This is a genomic window from Dongia sp. P2_B8, from assembly GCF_056404715.1.
This window is the reverse complement of the sequence record NZ_JBFUDM010000001.1, coordinates 707,498-725,202: the sequence shown is the minus strand read 5'-3', so window position 1 is coordinate 725,202 and position 17,705 is coordinate 707,498. Positions and strand designations below refer to the sequence as shown.

The window sequence follows — 17,705 nt, the reverse complement described above, 5'->3', positions numbered from 1 at the left end:
ATATGAGCGACTTCCTCAACCCGCTTGGTGGCCGCTTCCTCGGACCTTCCGGTCCGGTGGCTACCAGTTCGGTGCTGGGGACGGTGCCGGATCCACCGCGCGGCTTTCGCCAGCTCGATCCGGGGACCATTATCAAGGGCGTCGTGCTGGGCCGTGAAAGCGATGGCCTGACCGCCATCGCCACGGACAAGGGCACAGTCCGCGTCGCCAGCAATGTGCCGCTGCAAGCTGGTGCCCAGGTCACCCTTGAAGTGCGCCCGGCCGGCGATCGGCTGCAGGTGCTGATCCTTGCCAACGATACGCCGCAGCGCGGTGCATCGAGCAACACCACGGTTGCCGCCAGTGCGGCGGGGGCGCAGGCGGCACAAACCGCCGCCAGCCAGCCGCATGCCACAACGGCAGCCCAGACCGCGCAGCCGCCTGCCCTGCCGCCAACCTCGGCACCCGGCCCGGATGCGCGCGGCCCAGACCCCCGACCCGCGGACGCCAAGGGGCAGGCGCCTAACGTGCCGGCCGCGACGCAGGCGCGGCCGGATCAGCCGAGCATCCAGTTCGTTGGCTCGAGCCTCCGTGCCGTCGTAGTGCAGGCTTCGCCTTTGCCCGCTGATACACCTGCGCCACAGCAGGCACAGCCGCCTGTGCCGCAGGTCGCGCTGTCCCCCTTGCCGCCTATACCGCAGCCGCTGCCGCCTCAGCAGCAGGCAGCGCCTCAGCCGATCCCGGAACAGCCGACACAGCCACCAGCACAAGGTCCGCAGATTCCGGCGCCACAAAATCCCGTGCCCCCAATTGCCAGCCAGGCGCAGCCACCACAACCGGCACCGCCCGCGGCGCTTCCAACGACCGCCCTTCCACCGGTGTCCGCCCCCACGACGACGCAGCCCACCGGGGCAATTCCCACGGGGGCAATTCCCACGGGAGCAATTCCGACTGGAATAGTTCCCACGGGCACTTTGCCGACTGCCCCAGCGCCGACGGCTCCCGTGTCATCGACACCTGTCACAGCCACGTCGTTGCCGACGTCGTCGCCAGGAATCCCGATCCCCGCCAACGTCGTAACACCGGCACCCTCATCGGCCGCGACTCTGCAGGCAGCGTTGCTGGGGGTGGGAGCCGAGAAGAAGGTGACCAGCGGCCCACCGATCACAACCGCCTATGCACCCTCGACCGTGGCACCCGCGCTGGCCGCCCAGGAATATGCCGGCCACGATACGCCACTGCCGCGGACGCCAGGCCAGCCTGCCACCGCGCCGGAGACATCTCAGCCCAGCGGGCTGAGCGGTCAGATCCCCGCCAGCACAGCCTTCGGCACTGACGCAAAGCAGCGCATTCTGGCACTCTTTGCCAGTGCTGCTGCGACACCCGGCGAAAAGCCCTCGCCCATTACAGGGCCGGAGAACTTGCTTGGCAAGGCGGCGCCGTTGCCGTTGGGCGCCGAACTCAAGCTGCGCGTGCTCGCCGTCCAGATGCAGCTCGACCAGGAAATCGAATTCGATCCCATCGCGACCGATCCGCATGATGCGAAGGGCCAGGTGATCTTCGGTCGCGTTGTCTCGATCACACCGGCAGGGCACGCCGTCATCCATACGCCTTTGGGCGATATCATGCTGCAGAACCGTTCCAGCCTTGCCGTGGGCGCGCGGCTCGCGCTGGCGATCGACACGTTGGACGTGGCCCCGCCGCCGTCCGGCGTCGCAATGCCGGTGGTACAGACACCGCAGCAGGCGCTCCTCACTCTGGCACAAAGCTGGCCGACGCTGGCGGATCTCATTGCGATTTTCCAAGGTGCCGGCAACGGCCAGACCAGGGCTGACAATCTCGATCCCGATATGGCTCGGCAGGCATTGGCGATGCTGCCCCATGCCGGCAACAAGCTCGGCACCGGCATGATGAATGCCATGGCAGCATTGCGGGCGGGCGATATCGGCAAGCTGCTGGGACCACTCTTCGCAGCAAAGGGCGCCGGCGCCGAGCGCGAGGAAATGGTGCGGCGTTTGCGCGGTGAATTTTCGCAGCTCTCGGCGCTTGCCCAGGATCGGCCCGAGGTCGACTGGCGTGCCTTGTTCCTGCCGGTGATCGACGATCAGGGTCGCGTCACCCAGGTCAACCTCTTCTATCGCCGCCCGAAAAAAGGCGAAGCCGAAGACCGGCCCGGCGGCGGCACCGGGACGCGTTTCGTGGTCGAGGCGGATTTTTCACGACTTGGTCCGTTTCAACTCGATGGCTTGATGCGCAAGCAGCGCTTCGACCTGATGATCCGCAGCCGCGCCCGGCTCAATGACCGCATGCGCCTCGATATCGAGGCGATCTATGAAGAAGCGCGTGGCCTCACCGGCTTTACCGGCAGCATCGCCTTCCAGACGGTGGATGAGTTCCCCGTGATCCCGCTCGATGACCTCAAGCGCAGCACACCGACCGTAACGGTCTAGCTGTCCCGTTTTGCTTTGCGGCGGTGCTGCTGCAATCCCATCTCGTCGGTCTCGATCTGCTCACGCCGCGCCACCGCCTGGCGCTTGCGTTCCTGCCGGTTCTGGATGGTCTGCTCGGTTTTCTTGATATCGCCGAAGGTTTCGGCAATTTCCTCACGCACCCGGTCAAGTTCCAGGGTGACGTCAGCGACCGACTGCTCCAGCCGGTCGCGGCGCTTGGCCATCATATCGCGATAGGGCGGCAGATGGCGACTGGCTTCGAGGTCGGTCCGCGCCACCTCGATTTCCCGCGCCACCTCGTCATCCAGTTTGGCGATATCACCCTGCAGCCGATCGATGAGCCCCACGAGATCGGAGGCCTGGCGCCGTTTTTCGTCGAGCGTCCATTTCTGCAGCCGCAGGAGTTGATTGAGACCGTTCATCAGCCGTCAGCCTCGACCGTGGCGGTATCGAGCGGTGGCGTGTCGTTCACCACACCCACGATCTGGCCGAGTTGCGCATAACCATGGGCAAGGTCCGAGCGTTCCTCACGCCTTTGGCCGAGGAACTTCTCGATCTCCGGATAGAGCTGGATCGCGGCATCAACCGCTGCATCGGTGCCACGGCGATAGGCACCCAGGCGAATTAGTTCCGCCATGTCCTCATATACCGACATGTGGCGCCGCGCCTCACGCACGACGGCATTTTCGAATTCGTTGTTGCAGCCCGGCATGGTGCGCGAGAGCGACCGCAGGATATTGACGGCCGGATAGCGCCCGCGCTCGGCGATCGAGCGTTCCAGCACGATATGCCCATCGAGAATGCCGCGACAGGCGTCGGCAATCGGTTCGTTGTGATCGTCGCCTTCGACCAGCACAGTGAACAGTCCGGTGATCGAGCCCGACCCCACCACGCCAGGGCCAGCACGCTCCAGAAGCCGCGGCAGCTCGGCAAAGACCGATGGCGTATAACCTTTCGAGGCCGGCGGTTCGCCGACCGACAATCCGATCTCGCGCATCGCCATGGCAAAACGGGTGACTGAATCCATCAGGCACAGTACGTCTTCGCCCTGGTCGCGGAAATATTCCGCAAGTGCCAGGGTCATCTGCGCCGCCTGCCGCCGCAGCAACGGCGATTCATCGGAGGTCGCCACCACCACCACGCTGCGCGCCAACCCCTCCGGCCCCAGCTCGTCCTCGATAAATTCCTGCACCTCGCGGCCGCGTTCGCCGATGAGGCCGATGACATTGATGTCGAGCGAGGTATAGCGCGCCATCATCGACATCAGTACCGACTTGCCGATGCCCGACGCCGCGAAGATGCCAAGCCGCTGTCCCTTGCAGACACTGGCGAAGGTGTTGATGGCCTTGATGCCGAGATCGATCTTGCCGCCAACGCGGGCGCGGGTATGGGCAGGTGGCGGCTGGTTGCGGATGCGGCAAGGCTCGATGCCCTGCGGCAATGGCCCTTTGCCGTCAATGGGTTCGCCGAAGGCATTCACAACGCGCCCCAGCCAGGCGCGTGTCGGCCGCACCACCGGTTCGCCATCGACCAGCAGCACCTTGCTGCCCAGGCCGACACCTTCCAGCGAGCCATAGGTCATGGCGAGCGCGCGGCCGTCGCGGAAGCCGACGATCTCGCACGGCACGTGGCGCGCATTGCGGTCGATGAGCGCACAGCGCGCGCCGATCGAGAGCGCGCTCTCCATGCCGCTGATCTCCACCAGCATGCCAACCACCGCGGATACGCGCCCATAGATGCGCGTCTCGGGCACACGCTCGAGCTCGCGATAGAAGGCGTCAAATCCCTGTACGGTTGAGCTCATCCCGAACAATTCGCTCCGCTTGTGCGCCGGACCCTGGAACTGCGCTTCGCTGGTCCCGATCAGCCGCCCCCACACTACCGTCCCGTCATTAAATAAGTGGTTAAGACAGTCTTTATGCCTCTCCACCCCTCGAAATTTCGGTTAACGCGCTGTTCCTACAGTATAATAGGTTGAAATTCCTGAAGCAACTTCCTTCACAAACCACCTTCAAAGTTAACGCCAAGCGCTTTACATAAGCTGTAATTAATGGTTAAGATTCACATATCAATCGGCTTAGGTCGAGAACCGAATGAGGTCCTTGCCATGCGCGTGCTAGTCGTCGAAGACGATTCCAACACCGCCCAAAGCATCGAGCTGATGCTGAAAGCCGAGGGCTATATTGTCGACACCACCAATCTCGGCGAAGACGGATTGGAAATCGGCAAGCTCTATGATTACGACATCATCATCCTCGATTTGATGTTGCCGGACATCGACGGCTATGAAGTGCTGCGCCGCCTCAGGGCCGCGCGCATTAACACCCCCATCCTGATCCTCTCCGGTCTGTCCGAGCTCGATAGCAAGATCAAGGGGTTGGGCTTCGGCGCTGATGATTACCTGACCAAGCCTTTCGATCGCCGCGAACTCATTGCCCGGCTTCAGGCGATCGTCCGCCGTTCCAAGGGCCATTCGGATTCCGTCATCAAGACCGGCCGCCTGACCGTTAACCTCGACACCCGTACCGTCGAGGTCGAAAGCCAGCCGCTGCATTTGACCGGTAAGGAATATGGCATCCTGGAACTTCTCTCCCTGCGCAAGGGCACGACCCTTACCAAGGAAATGTTCCTCAACCATCTCTATGGTGGGATGGACGAACCGGAACTGAAGATCATCGACGTCTTTGTCTGCAAGCTCAGGAAGAAACTCAGCACCGCGACCGGCGGCGACAATTACATCGAAACCGTCTGGGGTCGTGGCTATGTCCTGCGCGATCCGGAAGACAGCACCCTCCCCGCCAAGACGGCCGAGAGCGCTTAAAGCGTTCCCTGATTCATAAAGTCAAACGACGCGATCCCCGGGCTCAGTCCCGGGGATTTGTTTTTGTGGAAACCGAATTGGTCACGGCAGACCGGGCGTAGTTCCCTCCCCCAACCTGGAGGAAGGTTAGGGGTTGAGAGAGCAGGAACGCATAGACGCGCGCAATCACGCTCGCCACTTCAGTCCACAATGAAAGAAAAGAACTTGCTTACCGCGGCGCTGCCGGCGCCACGCCTGGCGTACCGAACGCGGTCGGCGCCTTGATGCCACCGGTGAGGCCGTAGATACCGCGCTGGCCGGGCAGCAATTGGAACTTGTCGGAAATCCCGAGCACGGTTTCGGCACCGCCCAGGAACAAATAGCCATCTTCCGGCATTTGCTTGGCGATGCCAGCCAGCACCTTGGTCTTGGTTGGCTGGTCGAAATAGATGAGCACGTTGCGGCAGAACACGATGTCGAACTTGCCGAGTGGCGCCGGGTCGTTGAGCAGGTTCCATTCGCGGAACTGCACCTTGTTACGGATCGCGTCGGAGATTTTCCAACGATCGCCGGTTTGCTGGAAATACTTCACCAGCAAGGTAATGGGCAGGCCGCGCTGAACTTCGAACTGCGAATAGAGCCCCTCTTTCGCGCGCTGCAGGATTTCACCGGAGAGATCCGTGCCCAGGATCTCAATCTTCCAGCCCGCAAACTGCGCACCCATTTCCGAGAGGATCATGGCCAGGGAATAGCCTTCCTGCCCCGAGGAGCAGGCGGCCGACCAGATGCGGATGGTCTTGGCACCGGCGCGCGACTTGAGGAGTGCCGGCAGGCAGATTTGCTTGAACTGGTCGAACGGCTTGGTATCGCGGAAGAAGAAGGATTCATTGGTGGTCATCGCTTCGACCACATCGCGAATGACTGCTTCGTCATTCTTGGTGCGAATGAGGCGCACGAGATCGTCGAATGTGGCCAGCTTCCACTTGCGCGCGACCGGCAGCAAGCGGCTTTCCAGCAGATATGCCTTGTCGTTGGTCAGCAGCAGGCCTGACCGCGTTTTCAAGATCTGGCAGATGAAGTCGAAGTCCGTAATCGTCATCGACGTTCGCCTCATGCCACGCTGCGGGTGATGGCCTTCTTGACGAAAGCCCCGATATCCGTGAGCGGCAAGACAGCCGAACACAACCCAGCGGTCGCAACCGCCCCGGGCATGCCCCAGACAACGGAACTAGGTTCGTCTTGAGCGATCACCGTTCCCCCGACATTGGTTAGTTCCTGCGCCCCCTTAAGTCCATCCTGCCCCATTCCCGTAAGCATGACAAACAAAGTCTTGTTGCCATAAGCCTTTGCGATGGAGCGCAACATAGGATCGACAGCCGGGCGGCAAAAATTCTCAGGCGGATTCTTATTCAGGCGCACGACGCGTTGCGCAGAATTTCCCTCGATCACCATGTGGAAGTCGCCCGGAGCGACATAGATTCGGCCAGGGACGACCGGTTCGCCATCTTTCGCCTCGGCCGACGGCATGCCCGCGGCCTGACCCAGATGTTCGGCGAGAATGGTGGTAAAGGTTGCCGGCATATGCTGCGTCACGAACACCGGCAGATGTGTGATCTTGCCGATCGCCTGGAACACCTTGAACAGGGCTTGCGGCCCGCCCGTCGACGAACCGATCGCCAAGCAATCCGGCTTCAGCAAGGGCGGCATGTCGCGCAACTTGATCGGCTGACCGCCATAAAGGCGCTTGGGCGCTGTAGCGGCAGCAGCACCGGGCTCGGCCGTGGGCGACGGGGCAGCAATGCCGCGTTTGCGGCGGCCGGCCTGCGCCCAGGACTTCACCTTCTCGACCAGATCTGTCTTGAAATCCGTGGCAGCAGAAATAGCGCCGGTGGTCGTGGGCTTCGGCACATAGTCCGACGCCCCCAGCGACATCGCCTTCATCGACACCGAGGCGCCCTTCAAGGTCAGCGTCGAGGCCATAATGACCGCAACGCCCGGCTTGGTCTGAAGCAGGCGCGGCAGCGCTGTGATGCCATCCATCACCGGCATTTCGATGTCGAGCACGATCACTTCGATATCGGTATCGGGCCGGCCCAGCGCATCGATCGCCAATTGGCCGTTGCCGACAGTGGTGACGACCTTGATGGTAGGGTCGGTTTCCAGTGCGCGCGTGAGCAGCCCGCGGATGACCGCGGAATCATCCACCACCATGACGCGGTAAGGACCGGCTTGTTTGCCGCCATTTGTGCTCGTGCTGGCTGCTGCCGCCTTGAATGGTGTCATTACGCGAACCTACCCCAATCTGCCTTCACAGCCCGTCAGTCTTCGCAGTTTGGGCGCAATCACAACAACCCGACCTGGGAGAACTTCGACTCGATAATCTCGCTGTCGAACGGCTTCATGATGTATTCGTTGGCGCCGGCTGTGATCGCTTCTTGGATATGCTGGATATCATTTTCGGTGGTGCAGAACACGACGATGGGAATCTGACCGCCATCCGACTTGCGCAACAGGCGGAGAAATTCGATGCCACTCATGACGGGCATGTTCCAGTCGAGCAAGATGGCGTCCGGCATGACCTTGACGCACTCATCCATGGCCAGCTTACCATTCTCGGCTTCGACCACCTGAAAGTTGAGACCCTCCAAAATCTTTCGGGCCACCATGCGGACGACCTTCGAATCGTCAACGACCAGACAAGACTTCATTCAGATACTCCGTTCGTCGAACGCAGGCCGTTAAGTTGATCACAACCAGGCCTTACAACTTGCAAGCACTCTCATCTCTATCAATAGTCAGCCCCGACGGGGTCCGTCAATCGTTGTACAGGGTTTTTTAGCTGAATTCGGGTTATCGAAGGGGAATCCCCTCTCATACCCACGCTTTCCGCCCCAGTACATTTGCCCGATATTTTTACCTTGGCACTTTTACCTAGTACCTAGGCCCCTAGCCCCGGTCAGTTGCAATCAGGCCCGCCGGGCCTGATTGGTCGCGATCCCCGATTGGTCTCAATCTCTGACACGCGCCGTCTAAGCTACGTCGGCGCGGTTGAAGTCAAGCAGCGAGCCCACGCTGAGCACGACCAGCAACGACCCGTTGAGGCGATAGATGCCGTCTGAAAACTCGCGCAGGCGCGCGCTCAGGGTCGGCGGGTTGCGCTGGTAATCGCGCGAGTTGAGACTCAATACTTCGCCGACACTGTCGACCAGCAGGCTGTAAAGTTCGTTTTCGTGTTCGACCACGACCGACATCGCCGCCTTGCCACCTTCGCGGGTCGGCAGGCCCAGGCGTGGGCGGACATCGATCGCCGTCACAATGCGACCGCGCAGATTGAGGCTGCCGGCAACTTCCGGCGGCGCCAACGGCACGCGGGCAATATTCTGCGGGCCCAGCACGTCCTGCACGGTGAGGACCGGAATACCAAACATCTGGTCGCCGATCGACATGGTCACATAGTCGCGCTGCTCGCCGCTGTTGGTGGCGCTGCTCGATGTGCCGAAATCGCTATCGACACCATTCTTTACACCGCTCATGCGGCACCTCGCACTTCAGAAAGAGCTTCGTTGAGGGTATGCACCAGGCCTTCACGGTCATACTTGGCGACATAATCGTCGAACCCGACCTGGCGGCCCTTGGCCAATTCCTTCGGGCTGGCGTGAGACGACAGCGCAATGATTGGTGTCGTCTGCCAGCGGCCGCTCTTCTTGACCGCTTCGCAGAAGGCAAAACCATCCATGCCCGGCATCTCGATATCCGAGATGATGAGATCGAACTCCTCGCCGGCTTCAGCCAGAGCCAGGGCCTTGTCGCCGCTATCGACCGCGGTGACCGAGAACCCGGCCGCCGACAATTGCGGCGCCAGCAAATTGCGGAAGAAGGCACTGTCATCGACCATCAGCACGCGCTTGGTCGCATCGCCCGTCGCGTCGGCGCGGCTGGAGCCGAACCAATCGGAGAAGGCCTGCGACAGGAAGAAGCCGGTATCGATGATGTCGGTCGCCTGCCCCGCGATGATGGCACTGCCGATACGGCCCGGCGTGTCCGCGGCCAGATCGACATTGAGCTTGGCTTCGACGATATCGACGATCTCGTCGACCATCAGGCCCATTGAATGTTCCCGATCCGAGAATACCAGCACCGGCTGGCGACCTTCGGTCGCGGTCAGGTCCGGATAGCCTTCGAGCGGCACCAGCGGCATCAACTGCCCGCGATACTGCACGACGAGGCGATCGTTCGAGCGCTCGATGGATTTCCGTTCGATTTCTTCGAGACGCGCGACCAGCGCCAGCGGAACGGCCTTCGGCGCACCGGTACCGGCACGGAACAGCAGCAGCGGGACGGCTTCGTCGCCATGAGCACGGCTGCGGAGCGCCTGCTTCTCGGCGGCATCGGCGTCGCCCATGCTGATCTGGCCCGAGGTCGCTGCAATGCCGTTGGGATCCAGGATCATGATGACCGACCCGTCGCCCAGAATGGTATTGCCCGAGAAGACCTCGATATGGCGCAGGATCGGCGCCACCGGCTTCACAACGATTTCTTCGGTGTCGAACACGCGGTCGACCATGATGCCGAACTGATAGGTGCCGACCTGCGTCACGACGATGAAGGTATCGTCGCTGCTACGGTCGGATTTGGCTTCCAGCTTCAGCTTCTCGCGCAAGGAGACCAGCGGCAGCAATTTGTTGCGCAAGCGCAGGACCGGAGTGTCGTTGATGCGCTCGACCTTCAACTCGCCGGTCGGGCTCGCCCGCACCAGCTCGACGACGCTGATCTGCGGAATGGCGAAACGCTCTTCAGCGCATTCGACGACCAGGGCCGAGACGATGGCGAGGGTCAGCGGGATCTTGATCGAGAAGCTGGTGCCCTTGCCCTCGACCGAGCGCAGTTCGATGGTGCCGCCGATCTTTTCGATATTGGTGCGTACCACGTCCATGCCGACACCGCGGCCGGAGACCGAGGTGACCTTGGCGGCGGTCGAGAAGCCGGCCTTGAAGATGTACTGCTGGATCTGCTGATCCGACATGTTCTCCAGCTCGCCTTCGGTGGCGAGGTTGTTCTGAAGAATCTTCGCCTTGATCTTGTCAAGAGCGAGGCCCTTACCGTCATCGTTCACTTCGATGATGATGTGGCCGCCTTCGTGATAGGCGTTGAGGGTGATCTTGCCCGTTTCCGCCTTGCCGGCACGGCGACGTTCCTCGGGGATCTCGATGGCATGATCGGCCGAGTTCCGCACCATGTGGGTGAGCGGATCCTTGATCATCTCAAGGACCTGGCGATCAAGCTCGGTATCCTGACCGATCATGATCAGATCGATCTTCTTCTTCAATTCGTGGCTAAGATCGCGAATGATACGCGGCAGCTTGGCCCAGGCATTGCCGATCGGCTGCATACGCGTCTTCATGACGCCTTCCTGCAGTTCCGACGTAACATGGTTCAGGCGCTGCAAGGGGGCGGCGAATTCGCTGTCCTTGTGCTTGCGCAGAATCTGCAGGACCTGGTTGCGGGTCAGCACCAATTCGCTGACCATGGTCATCAGGTTCTCAAGCAACTCGACATTGACGCGAATGCTCTGGTTGGCGATGGCCGATTCCTTGGTGTCGCCATCGACCGGGGCTTCCTTCTTCGCCGGCGCCGCTTTGGCGGGCTTCACTTCAGCGACGACCGGTGCAGCTTCGACGATTTCAGCAGCAGGTGCCGCCGAGCCGGTCGCTTCTTCCCGGCCGGCATAGATCATGCCCATGACCATCGCAGCAATCTGCTGCGGGACTTCAAGGGTGTTGAGCGCCGCCTGCAAGTGACCGCAGAAGGCGTCGAATTGCGCATCCGACATGGCACGGCCGGCCAGCGGATTGGGGGTATTGGAATCCGGACCACCGCACAGCTTCGCGAGATACTCGCGCATATGGCCTTGCAGGTGGTCGATGCTTTCGCCGTCGAACACGCTCTTGACCCGGAGATCGCCTGTGATGCGCATGAACATCACTTCGACCACGGCGTCGACCGTGCCCATGCCACCGATCTGTTCGTAGATCGTGGCACCTGCCTTGGCAGCAGGTGCTGCAGGAGCGCTTGCCGCGGGGGCCGGTGCAGCAGCAGCGGCGGCTGGTGCCGGAGCAACCGCCTTGCCGCCGTCGGCGAAGGCGTTGAGGCTCTTGATGAGTTCCGAATCGTCGCCTTGCGGCTCAGTACCGGTCGCTTCCAGATCGCCCATGATGGTGCGGATCCGGTCGAGACAAGCCAAAATCAGGGTGACTGCCTGGGCCGTGACCTCAAGCTCGCCGTCGCGCACTTTGCCGAGCACGTTTTCGCCGGCATGGGCGACCGATTCGAGCCGCGGCAATCCGAGGAAGCCGCAGGTGCCCTTCACCGTGTGAACCAATCGGAAAATGTTCGACAACAGATCGATGTCGTTCGGGTTCTGCTCGAGCTTGACCAGCTCGACATCCAATACGGCGAGGTTCTCGTTGGTTTCGGTCAGAAACTCGCTCAACAGATCGTCCATGGCGCCTGCCCCACTCCGTTTGCCAAATTGGCCAGCGATACACCAGCCGGAAGGCCGATTTCGCGTCCCAATCCTTGGCGAAAAGGATTAATATTGCGTGAAGCTGCACGGCCTTAAGTAAAAGTCTGATATTTTTAGCGAATCCACCCCTGCTAGCGTGTCTTTGAATATTTTTTAGGCAGCCGGCGTCGCCAGAAATTCAAGCCGGCCAGCATTGCTCTGGCCAATCTCGATCTTCATCCCGATACGCCGCGCCAGGAGGCCGGTGAGATAGGCCAGCACGTTGCGGGCATCCAGGTTTCCCGTGCCGGCATCTGCCGCCAGCAGGGCCTTGTATTCCTCAGCCAAAACAATCTGCTGCCCTTCGGCAATCAGCCTGAAACTGGCCCCCGGCCCCTCGCCATCCAGCACCAAGAGCAGGTCGCCCCCCCGGGCCAGAGTCTCCGACATCAGGATGACCGCGATGAGCAGCAATTTGGGAAAGCCGGTCGCCAGGGCGTCGGGCGACATGGCCGGCACCCCGCCCAGGGCCACCCGTCCGCCTTCCAGGAAATCCCGCGCCAGCTTGATCGCCTCGCCGAAGCCGAAACTGGCTTGGTTGCCGGCATTGCCCAGCGCGCAGCGATAGGCCTGGAGGAGGATGCTGGCACGCCTTGCCGAGCGGGCGGCAAGCGCCCTCGCTTCGACCACCAGATCCGGGTCCTGCTCGTCCTCCAGCAGTTCGAGCCCGTTATTGACCGCGCCGATGGGGCTGATCAGATCGTGGCACAGGCGCGAGCAGGTCAGTTCCAGGACGGCGAGATCAATTTTCATGTAGGCTCTCTATATGGCCGAATCTCTGATGCCGACTACTCTCGCCCCTGGCGGCTTCGTACGCAACCCGAACCATTTGGAATGGGGTCTCGGGCGCATACAAACCGTGCTGGGCGCACGCGTCACGGTGAATTTTGAACATTTGGGCAAGGTCGTGCTCGACCTCAAAACCGTCGCCCTGATCGCGGCTGAGCCAGAATAGTTAGTCGTCAGAACGCGACGTGCGCAGGCGCTTCACATCGCCGCGCTTGGCCTTGCTGTTCATCCGCTTCTCTTGCGAGGATTTGGTGGGCTTGGTCTTGCGCCGGGCCTTGGGGACAATGGTCGCCGCCCGGATGAGCTCGAGCAGCTTTTCCAGGGCGTCGGCCCGGTTCATTTCCTGGCTGCGATGGCTCTGGGCGGTAATGACGATCTCGCCACCCAGGGTCAGGCGCCGGCCAGCCAGTTTCATCAGCCGCTCGCGCACCCCTTCCGGCAGCGAGGGTGAGTTCCTGGCGTCGAACCGGAGTTCGACCGCCGACGAGACCTTGTTAACATTCTGCCCGCCCGGCCCGGAGGCGCGGATGAAGCTTTCTTTGATCTCGCGCTCGTCGAGACGTATGCGGCTGGTGACGTCGATCATGATGGGCCGCAAACTAGCAAAAAACGCCCAGCTAATCGATTAGCTAATCGTTTAGCTAAACGATTAGCTGACCCTTATTCCGGGATTTTGACCCCGTGCTGGCGGCAGGCAGCAGTGAGCGTGCTGTGCAGCAGCATGGCGATGGTCATTGGCCCCACCCCGCCCGGGACCGGGGTGATGGCACCGGCGCGGCCGATGCAGGATTGGAAATCCACGTCGCCCACCAGGCGGCCTTTGCCGTCCTTCTCGACCCGGTTGATGCCGACATCGATGACCACGGCACCTTCCTTCAGCCAGTCGCCCTTGACCATTTCCGGCCGGCCGACGGCGGCGATGACGATATCGGCGCGGCGCACCTCGGCCGGCAGATCCTTGGTCTTGGAATGGGCGATGGTGACGGTGCAGCTCTCGTTGAGGAGGAGCTGTGCCATGGGCTTCCCCACGATATTGGAGCGGCCGATGACAACGGCATGCTTGCCGGCAAGATCCCCCAGCCGGTCTTTGAGCAGCAGCAGGCAGCCATAGGGGGTGCATGGGACAAGGCCCTGGCCGCCGGTCGCAAGGCGGCCGGCATTCACCACATGGAAGCCGTCCACATCCTTATCGGGATCGATGGCGTTGATGACGGACTGGGCATCGATCTGCTTCGGGAGCGGCAGTTGCACCAGGATGCCGTTGACCTTCGGGTCTTTGTTCAACTGGTCAATGAGCGACAGCAAGGTCGCCTGTGAGGTGCTGGCATCGAGCTTATGCTCGAAGCTTGCCATGCCGGAGGCCTTGGTCTGCTCGCCCTTGTTGCGCACATAGACCTTGCTGGCCGGGTCCTCGCCCACCAGCACGACCGCAAGACCCGGCGTGAAGCCATTGTTCTTCTGCAGGCTCGCCACCTGGGCCGCGATCTTGGTGCGGATCTTTTCGGCGAAGGCCTTGCCGTCGATGATCTTCTGGTCGCTCATGGTGCAATCGCCCCGTCTTCAATGATGTCGTCTTTGATGGCCGCCGCCAGCCACGCGTCAAGTGCTCGGGCCAGGGTTTCCGGATGGCCCCGAATGTCCACCAGCTTGCGCCGGTCTTTTGCCCCCGCGGCGACCGAAATGGCCGCTTTTGCGACAGGGAGGTGTTTCGCCAGCAAGGCAATGACCGCCGCGTTGGCCTTGCCATCCTCCGGCGCCGCATTGATGCCGAACTTCAGGGCGACACCACCTTCCGGCAGATCGACAAAGCCCTGAGGCCCCGCGCGGCGGGATTTGGGCGTCACCTTGAGCCGCAGGCGGATACCGTCCGCCAGCGGCTCATAGCAGCGGGCATCAGTAATAGGCGTAGCCCACGATCAGCTTCTGGATGAAGCCCAGCAGCAGGATGGCAACCAGCGGCGACAGATCGAAGCCGCCAAAACTGGGCAGGATCTTGCGAATCGGCGCCAGCACCGGTTCGGTCACCGCAAAGCCGAAGCGCATCAAGATGCTGACCAGCTGGTTGCGCGGATTGACGACGTTGAAGCTGACCAGCAGGCTCAACACGCAATAGACCACCAGGATGAAGATGTAGATGCTGATCACCTGGAGGAGGAGCCAGATCAGACTGCTGAAAAGCGGTTCCATCGAATTCTCGCTATAGAGGGCCAATTGGCTGGCCCGATGGTTGGGTCTTGGGGTTGGTTTGGGCCGGAAAAGGACCCTAAATATGGCGATCCACCCCCGGCAAGGCAAATATGCGGCAAAGCGCCTTATTTTCAAGCCGTTAACCCAGGCTTGACAGCGCCCCTCCCCCCAACCATATTCCCGCCCGTTCCGGCCCCGCGCCGGAATCCCAGCGGGTGGGCCCGTAGCTCAGTTGGGAGAGCGCCTCGTTCGCAATGAGGAGGTCGTCAGTTCGATTCTGATCGGGTCCACCAATTAAACTGAATTCCTAACCCCACATCTATTTTCCGCCTCGCGCCGCGCCGTCAGCTGCGAGCCCTTGGCACTTGGCGAACCATTGCACTAGCATCCAGCCTTGGCCATGGATCGCAGGCAATCGGATGCCTCTTCCGCTCGAAGCCTTTCTGCCGCTGAGTTCCGGCATCTCGGTTGCAGTTGTCGCTGCGACGTTCTTTATCCTATGGCGGCTGCAGAGCCAGTTTCATCTGGCTAGCTTCGGCATCTCCTTCCTGTGCGTCGCGACCGTGCAGATGATGCGCGGCATCGATACCGGCATCGTGCATCTGCCCTGGCGCGGCATCGTCGCGGATGCCGTGTTCATTGCCGGCGTGGTGTTCCTGCTGGCCGGCTGCCTGGTGCTTGCCAGGCGTGCCGTGCCGTGGCCGCTTCTGCTCTGTGCCAGCATGGCGCTCTATGCCACGACCCAGATCGTGGCGCTCACGCTCCACATTCCCGGCGTCGTCTACGTCCCGTCCCTGACAGCACTTGCCTATCTGCTGATCACCTATCTGTTCCTGACGCGGCGCGTCGATATCGGCAATACCACGCTCGGCCTTTTGTTCGCGTTGCGCGGGCTGGTCAACATACCCTGGCTGGTGGTCAAGGATCCGGTCCATTTCCTGATCCACGCCGCCGATCTCATCCTCATTCTGGCGACCGGCCTTGCCTTGATCGTCACCGAACTCGTCCGTGCCCGCCAGCTGGTCGAAGCCGGCAACGCGCGGCTGCGCCGCCAGGCCGACGATCTCTATGCCCTCAATGCACGTCTCAAGGAGGAGCACGCCCATGCCGTCAGCGCCAATCTCGCCAAGTCCGAGTTCCTGGCCAATATGAGCCATGAACTGCGCACGCCCTTGAACGCCGTCATCGGCTTTTCCGACGTGATCGCCGAACAACGCTTTGGCGCGATGGCCGAGCGCTATGCGGAATACGGCCGCGATATCCGCAGCGCCGGCCAGCATCTCCTTGGTATCATCGACAACCTCCTCGAAATGTCACGCATCGAGGCCGGCAAGACCGAGGTGAAACTGCGGCCCGTCAGCATCAAGGATGTGACACGGAGCGCGCTCACCATGACCCAGCACAAAGCCGTGGCGCGCGACATTGACGTCGCCGTCCACATCGACGATGCCGCAGACCGGATCGTGGCAGATGAACAGCTCTTGAAGCAGATCCTGATCAACCTGCTCTCCAACGCCATCAAGTATAACAAGCCAGGCGGCAGCGTGCGGCTGCGCGTCACAGCGGGCAGTCCTATCGCAGACGCCAGCCAGATGAATGGTCAGAAGATCGGCGATAGCGTCGAGATCAGCGTCGAGGACACCGGCATCGGCATCAATTCGGACGACCTCCACACAATCTTCGAACCCTTCGCCTTCGCCGGCTCAAGCGCCACCAGGTCACATGGTGGCATCGGCCTCGGCCTCTCCATCACCAAACGCCTGGTGGAGCTACACCGCGGCGAGGTCACCATCGACAGCGAAGAAGACCGCGGCACGAATGTCCGCGTGTGGTTGCCGGTGGGTGGGGTGGGGTGACGGAGTTGCTGCGCTCGATACCTTCGCTCGCTACATCGCCAGAGTTATGAGGTGGGTCGAGAGCGAGCTGATTGGCGACAGCATCGGAAATAGAGAGTATCATATTCAATAAACAACTAACCGTTGACTAATATCCTTCTTCGGGAGCAGGCTCTTTCCTGGGAGCCACTGCGACACCACGCGTCTCATGCTGGCCGCCGCAGGACGAAAATGGGGGAGATAGCCATGGCGGTACCAAAGAAGGCACTCGACCGTATTGCCGGTCAGTTGAAGCGTTATCAGAACGTACTCGCCGCCGCGAAAGCGCGCGATATCAGTGAATCCGATACCGTCGTCATTATCGCCGACATGCTGTCGGACATCTTTGGCTATGCCAAATACACTGAGGTCACGACCGAGTTCGCCATCCGTGGCACTTATGTCGACCTTGCCGTCAAAGTCGGCTCAGAAGTGAGGTTCTTGATCGAGGCCAAGGCCATCGGTGTCGATCTCAAAGACAATCACGTTAAACAAGCCATCGACTACGGCGCCAATCACGGCGTTGAGTGGGTCATCCTGACGAACGGTATTGTTTGGCGCGTCTATAAGATTCACTTCAAGCAGCCGATCGATAAATCAGTCGTTTTCGACCTCAATCTGCTCGATGTGACCGGTCGCAGTCCATCGCTATTGGACTGCTTCGGTAACCTAAGTCGCGAAGGCTTCACCGCTAGTTCCATGGCTGCGGTCTTTCAGCAGCAGCAGGCCACCAGCAAATTTTCGCTGGCAGCGGCACTGATGACTGAAACGATGATTTCTGCTTTGCGCCGCGAACTGCGCCGAGCTTTTCCTGGTCTCAAGGTCGAAGAAGAGCAACTGCTCTGGGTTCTGCAGAACGACGTTCTCAAACGCGAGGTTGTTGATAGCGACGAAGCAAAATTGGCAGTCACGGCATTAAAGAAGGCCATGCGATCGGCTGAACGCGGGAGAGAGAAGAGTTTGTCCGCCGCAGCAACGGACCGAGATGAATCCAGCGCAATGGCATCTGTAACGGGGCTCTCAACCACTCCAGCGTAAGTCTCGCCTAAGATTTCAGCATCGAA

General features: G+C 61.2%; 17 protein-coding genes and 1 tRNA gene. 6 read left to right on the top strand and 12 right to left on the bottom strand.

What is annotated here, in order from left to right; translation table 11 throughout:
• The first annotated feature begins 2 nt into the window (after positions 1–2).
• A complete protein-coding gene (locus AC1DWZ_RS03300; protein WP_477167433.1) occupies positions 3–2,429 on the top strand; it encodes a hypothetical protein in 2,427 nt (808 codons plus the stop codon).
• Here AC1DWZ_RS03300 and AC1DWZ_RS03295 read toward each other — a convergent pair.
• On the bottom strand, positions 2,426–2,851 hold the full coding sequence (locus tag AC1DWZ_RS03295; protein WP_477167432.1) for a hypothetical protein: 426 nt from the start codon (positions 2,849–2,851) through the stop codon (positions 2,426–2,428). The genes AC1DWZ_RS03300 and AC1DWZ_RS03295 overlap by 4 nt on opposite strands.
• Positions 2,851–4,233 (bottom strand): flagellar protein export ATPase FliI, encoded by a 1,383-nt coding sequence (fliI, locus tag AC1DWZ_RS03290; protein WP_477167431.1) that lies wholly within the window; start codon positions 4,231–4,233, stop codon positions 2,851–2,853. Before fliI ends, AC1DWZ_RS03295 begins: the two co-directional genes overlap by 1 nt.
• Positions 4,234–4,536: 303 nt before the next feature.
• Between fliI and ctrA the strand changes: the two genes are divergently transcribed.
• A complete protein-coding gene (ctrA, locus tag AC1DWZ_RS03285) occupies positions 4,537–5,250 on the top strand; it encodes a response regulator transcription factor CtrA (RefSeq protein ID WP_298683855.1) in 714 nt (237 codons plus the stop codon).
• A gap of 208 nt (positions 5,251–5,458) precedes the next feature.
• Here ctrA and AC1DWZ_RS03280 read toward each other — a convergent pair whose 3' ends face one another.
• The 6 genes from AC1DWZ_RS03280 to AC1DWZ_RS03255 all read right to left on the bottom strand — a co-directional run bounded on the left by AC1DWZ_RS03280 (position 5,459) and on the right by AC1DWZ_RS03255 (position 12,544).
• Complete coding sequence (locus AC1DWZ_RS03280) at positions 5,459–6,328, bottom strand: CheR family methyltransferase (protein ID WP_477167430.1); 870 nt, start codon at positions 6,326–6,328, stop codon at positions 5,459–5,461.
• A gap of 11 nt (positions 6,329–6,339) precedes the next feature.
• The gene (locus AC1DWZ_RS03275; RefSeq protein WP_477167429.1) at positions 6,340–7,512 is read right to left on the bottom strand and encodes a protein-glutamate methylesterase/protein-glutamine glutaminase; all 1,173 of its coding nucleotides are present in this window, start codon (positions 7,510–7,512) and stop codon (positions 6,340–6,342) included.
• Positions 7,513–7,571: 59 nt separating this feature from the next.
• Complete coding sequence (locus AC1DWZ_RS03270; RefSeq protein WP_477167428.1) at positions 7,572–7,937, bottom strand: response regulator; 366 nt, start codon at positions 7,935–7,937, stop codon at positions 7,572–7,574.
• 321 nt (positions 7,938–8,258) lie between these two features.
• Complete coding sequence (locus AC1DWZ_RS03265) at positions 8,259–8,675, bottom strand: chemotaxis protein CheW (protein ID WP_477167744.1); 417 nt, start codon at positions 8,673–8,675, stop codon at positions 8,259–8,261.
• Positions 8,676–8,758: 83 nt separating this feature from the next.
• Positions 8,759–11,731 carry a chemotaxis protein CheW gene (locus AC1DWZ_RS03260; RefSeq protein WP_477167427.1) on the bottom strand — a complete coding sequence of 991 codons (2,973 nt, stop codon included), beginning with the start codon at positions 11,729–11,731 and terminating at the stop codon, positions 8,759–8,761.
• Positions 11,732–11,905: 174 nt separating this feature from the next.
• A complete protein-coding gene (locus tag AC1DWZ_RS03255) occupies positions 11,906–12,544 on the bottom strand; it encodes a histidine phosphotransferase family protein (RefSeq protein ID WP_477167426.1) in 639 nt (212 codons plus the stop codon).
• Positions 12,545–12,557: 13 nt separating this feature from the next.
• Between AC1DWZ_RS03255 and AC1DWZ_RS03250 the strand changes: the two genes are divergently transcribed.
• On the top strand, positions 12,558–12,746 hold the full coding sequence (locus AC1DWZ_RS03250) for a DUF3553 domain-containing protein (RefSeq protein ID WP_477167425.1): 189 nt from the start codon (positions 12,558–12,560) through the stop codon (positions 12,744–12,746).
• On the opposite strand, the gene arfB is transcribed toward AC1DWZ_RS03250, so the two are convergent.
• The 4 genes from arfB to AC1DWZ_RS03230 all read right to left on the bottom strand — a co-directional run bounded on the left by arfB (position 12,747) and on the right by AC1DWZ_RS03230 (position 14,767).
• Positions 12,747–13,166 (bottom strand): alternative ribosome rescue aminoacyl-tRNA hydrolase ArfB, encoded by a 420-nt coding sequence (gene arfB / locus AC1DWZ_RS03245; protein WP_477167424.1) that lies wholly within the window; start codon positions 13,164–13,166, stop codon positions 12,747–12,749.
• A 74-nt stretch (positions 13,167–13,240) separates the two neighbouring features.
• Positions 13,241–14,122 (bottom strand): bifunctional methylenetetrahydrofolate dehydrogenase/methenyltetrahydrofolate cyclohydrolase FolD, encoded by an 882-nt coding sequence (gene folD / locus AC1DWZ_RS03240; protein ID WP_477167423.1) that lies wholly within the window; start codon positions 14,120–14,122, stop codon positions 13,241–13,243.
• On the bottom strand, positions 14,119–14,436 hold the full coding sequence (locus AC1DWZ_RS03235) for a DUF167 domain-containing protein (RefSeq protein ID WP_477167743.1): 318 nt from the start codon (positions 14,434–14,436) through the stop codon (positions 14,119–14,121). The genes folD and AC1DWZ_RS03235 overlap by 4 nt, the downstream gene beginning before the upstream one ends.
• A gap of 37 nt (positions 14,437–14,473) precedes the next feature.
• Entirely contained in the window at positions 14,474–14,767 is a 294-nt protein-coding gene (locus tag AC1DWZ_RS03230) for a YggT family protein (protein ID WP_477167422.1), read from the bottom strand.
• A gap of 217 nt (positions 14,768–14,984) precedes the next feature.
• Here AC1DWZ_RS03230 and AC1DWZ_RS03225 point away from each other — a divergent pair.
• From AC1DWZ_RS03225 to AC1DWZ_RS03215, 3 genes are all read left to right on the top strand, one after another.
• Positions 14,985–15,060: transfer RNA gene (locus tag AC1DWZ_RS03225), tRNA-Ala, on the top strand.
• A gap of 126 nt (positions 15,061–15,186) precedes the next feature.
• Positions 15,187–16,623, top strand: coding sequence for a sensor histidine kinase (locus AC1DWZ_RS03220; protein ID WP_477167421.1), 1,437 nt, complete (start codon positions 15,187–15,189; stop codon positions 16,621–16,623).
• A 225-nt stretch (positions 16,624–16,848) separates the two neighbouring features.
• Positions 16,849–17,679, top strand: coding sequence for a type I restriction enzyme HsdR N-terminal domain-containing protein (locus AC1DWZ_RS03215; protein ID WP_477167420.1), 831 nt, complete (start codon positions 16,849–16,851; stop codon positions 17,677–17,679).
• Positions 17,680–17,705 lie beyond the last annotated feature (26 nt).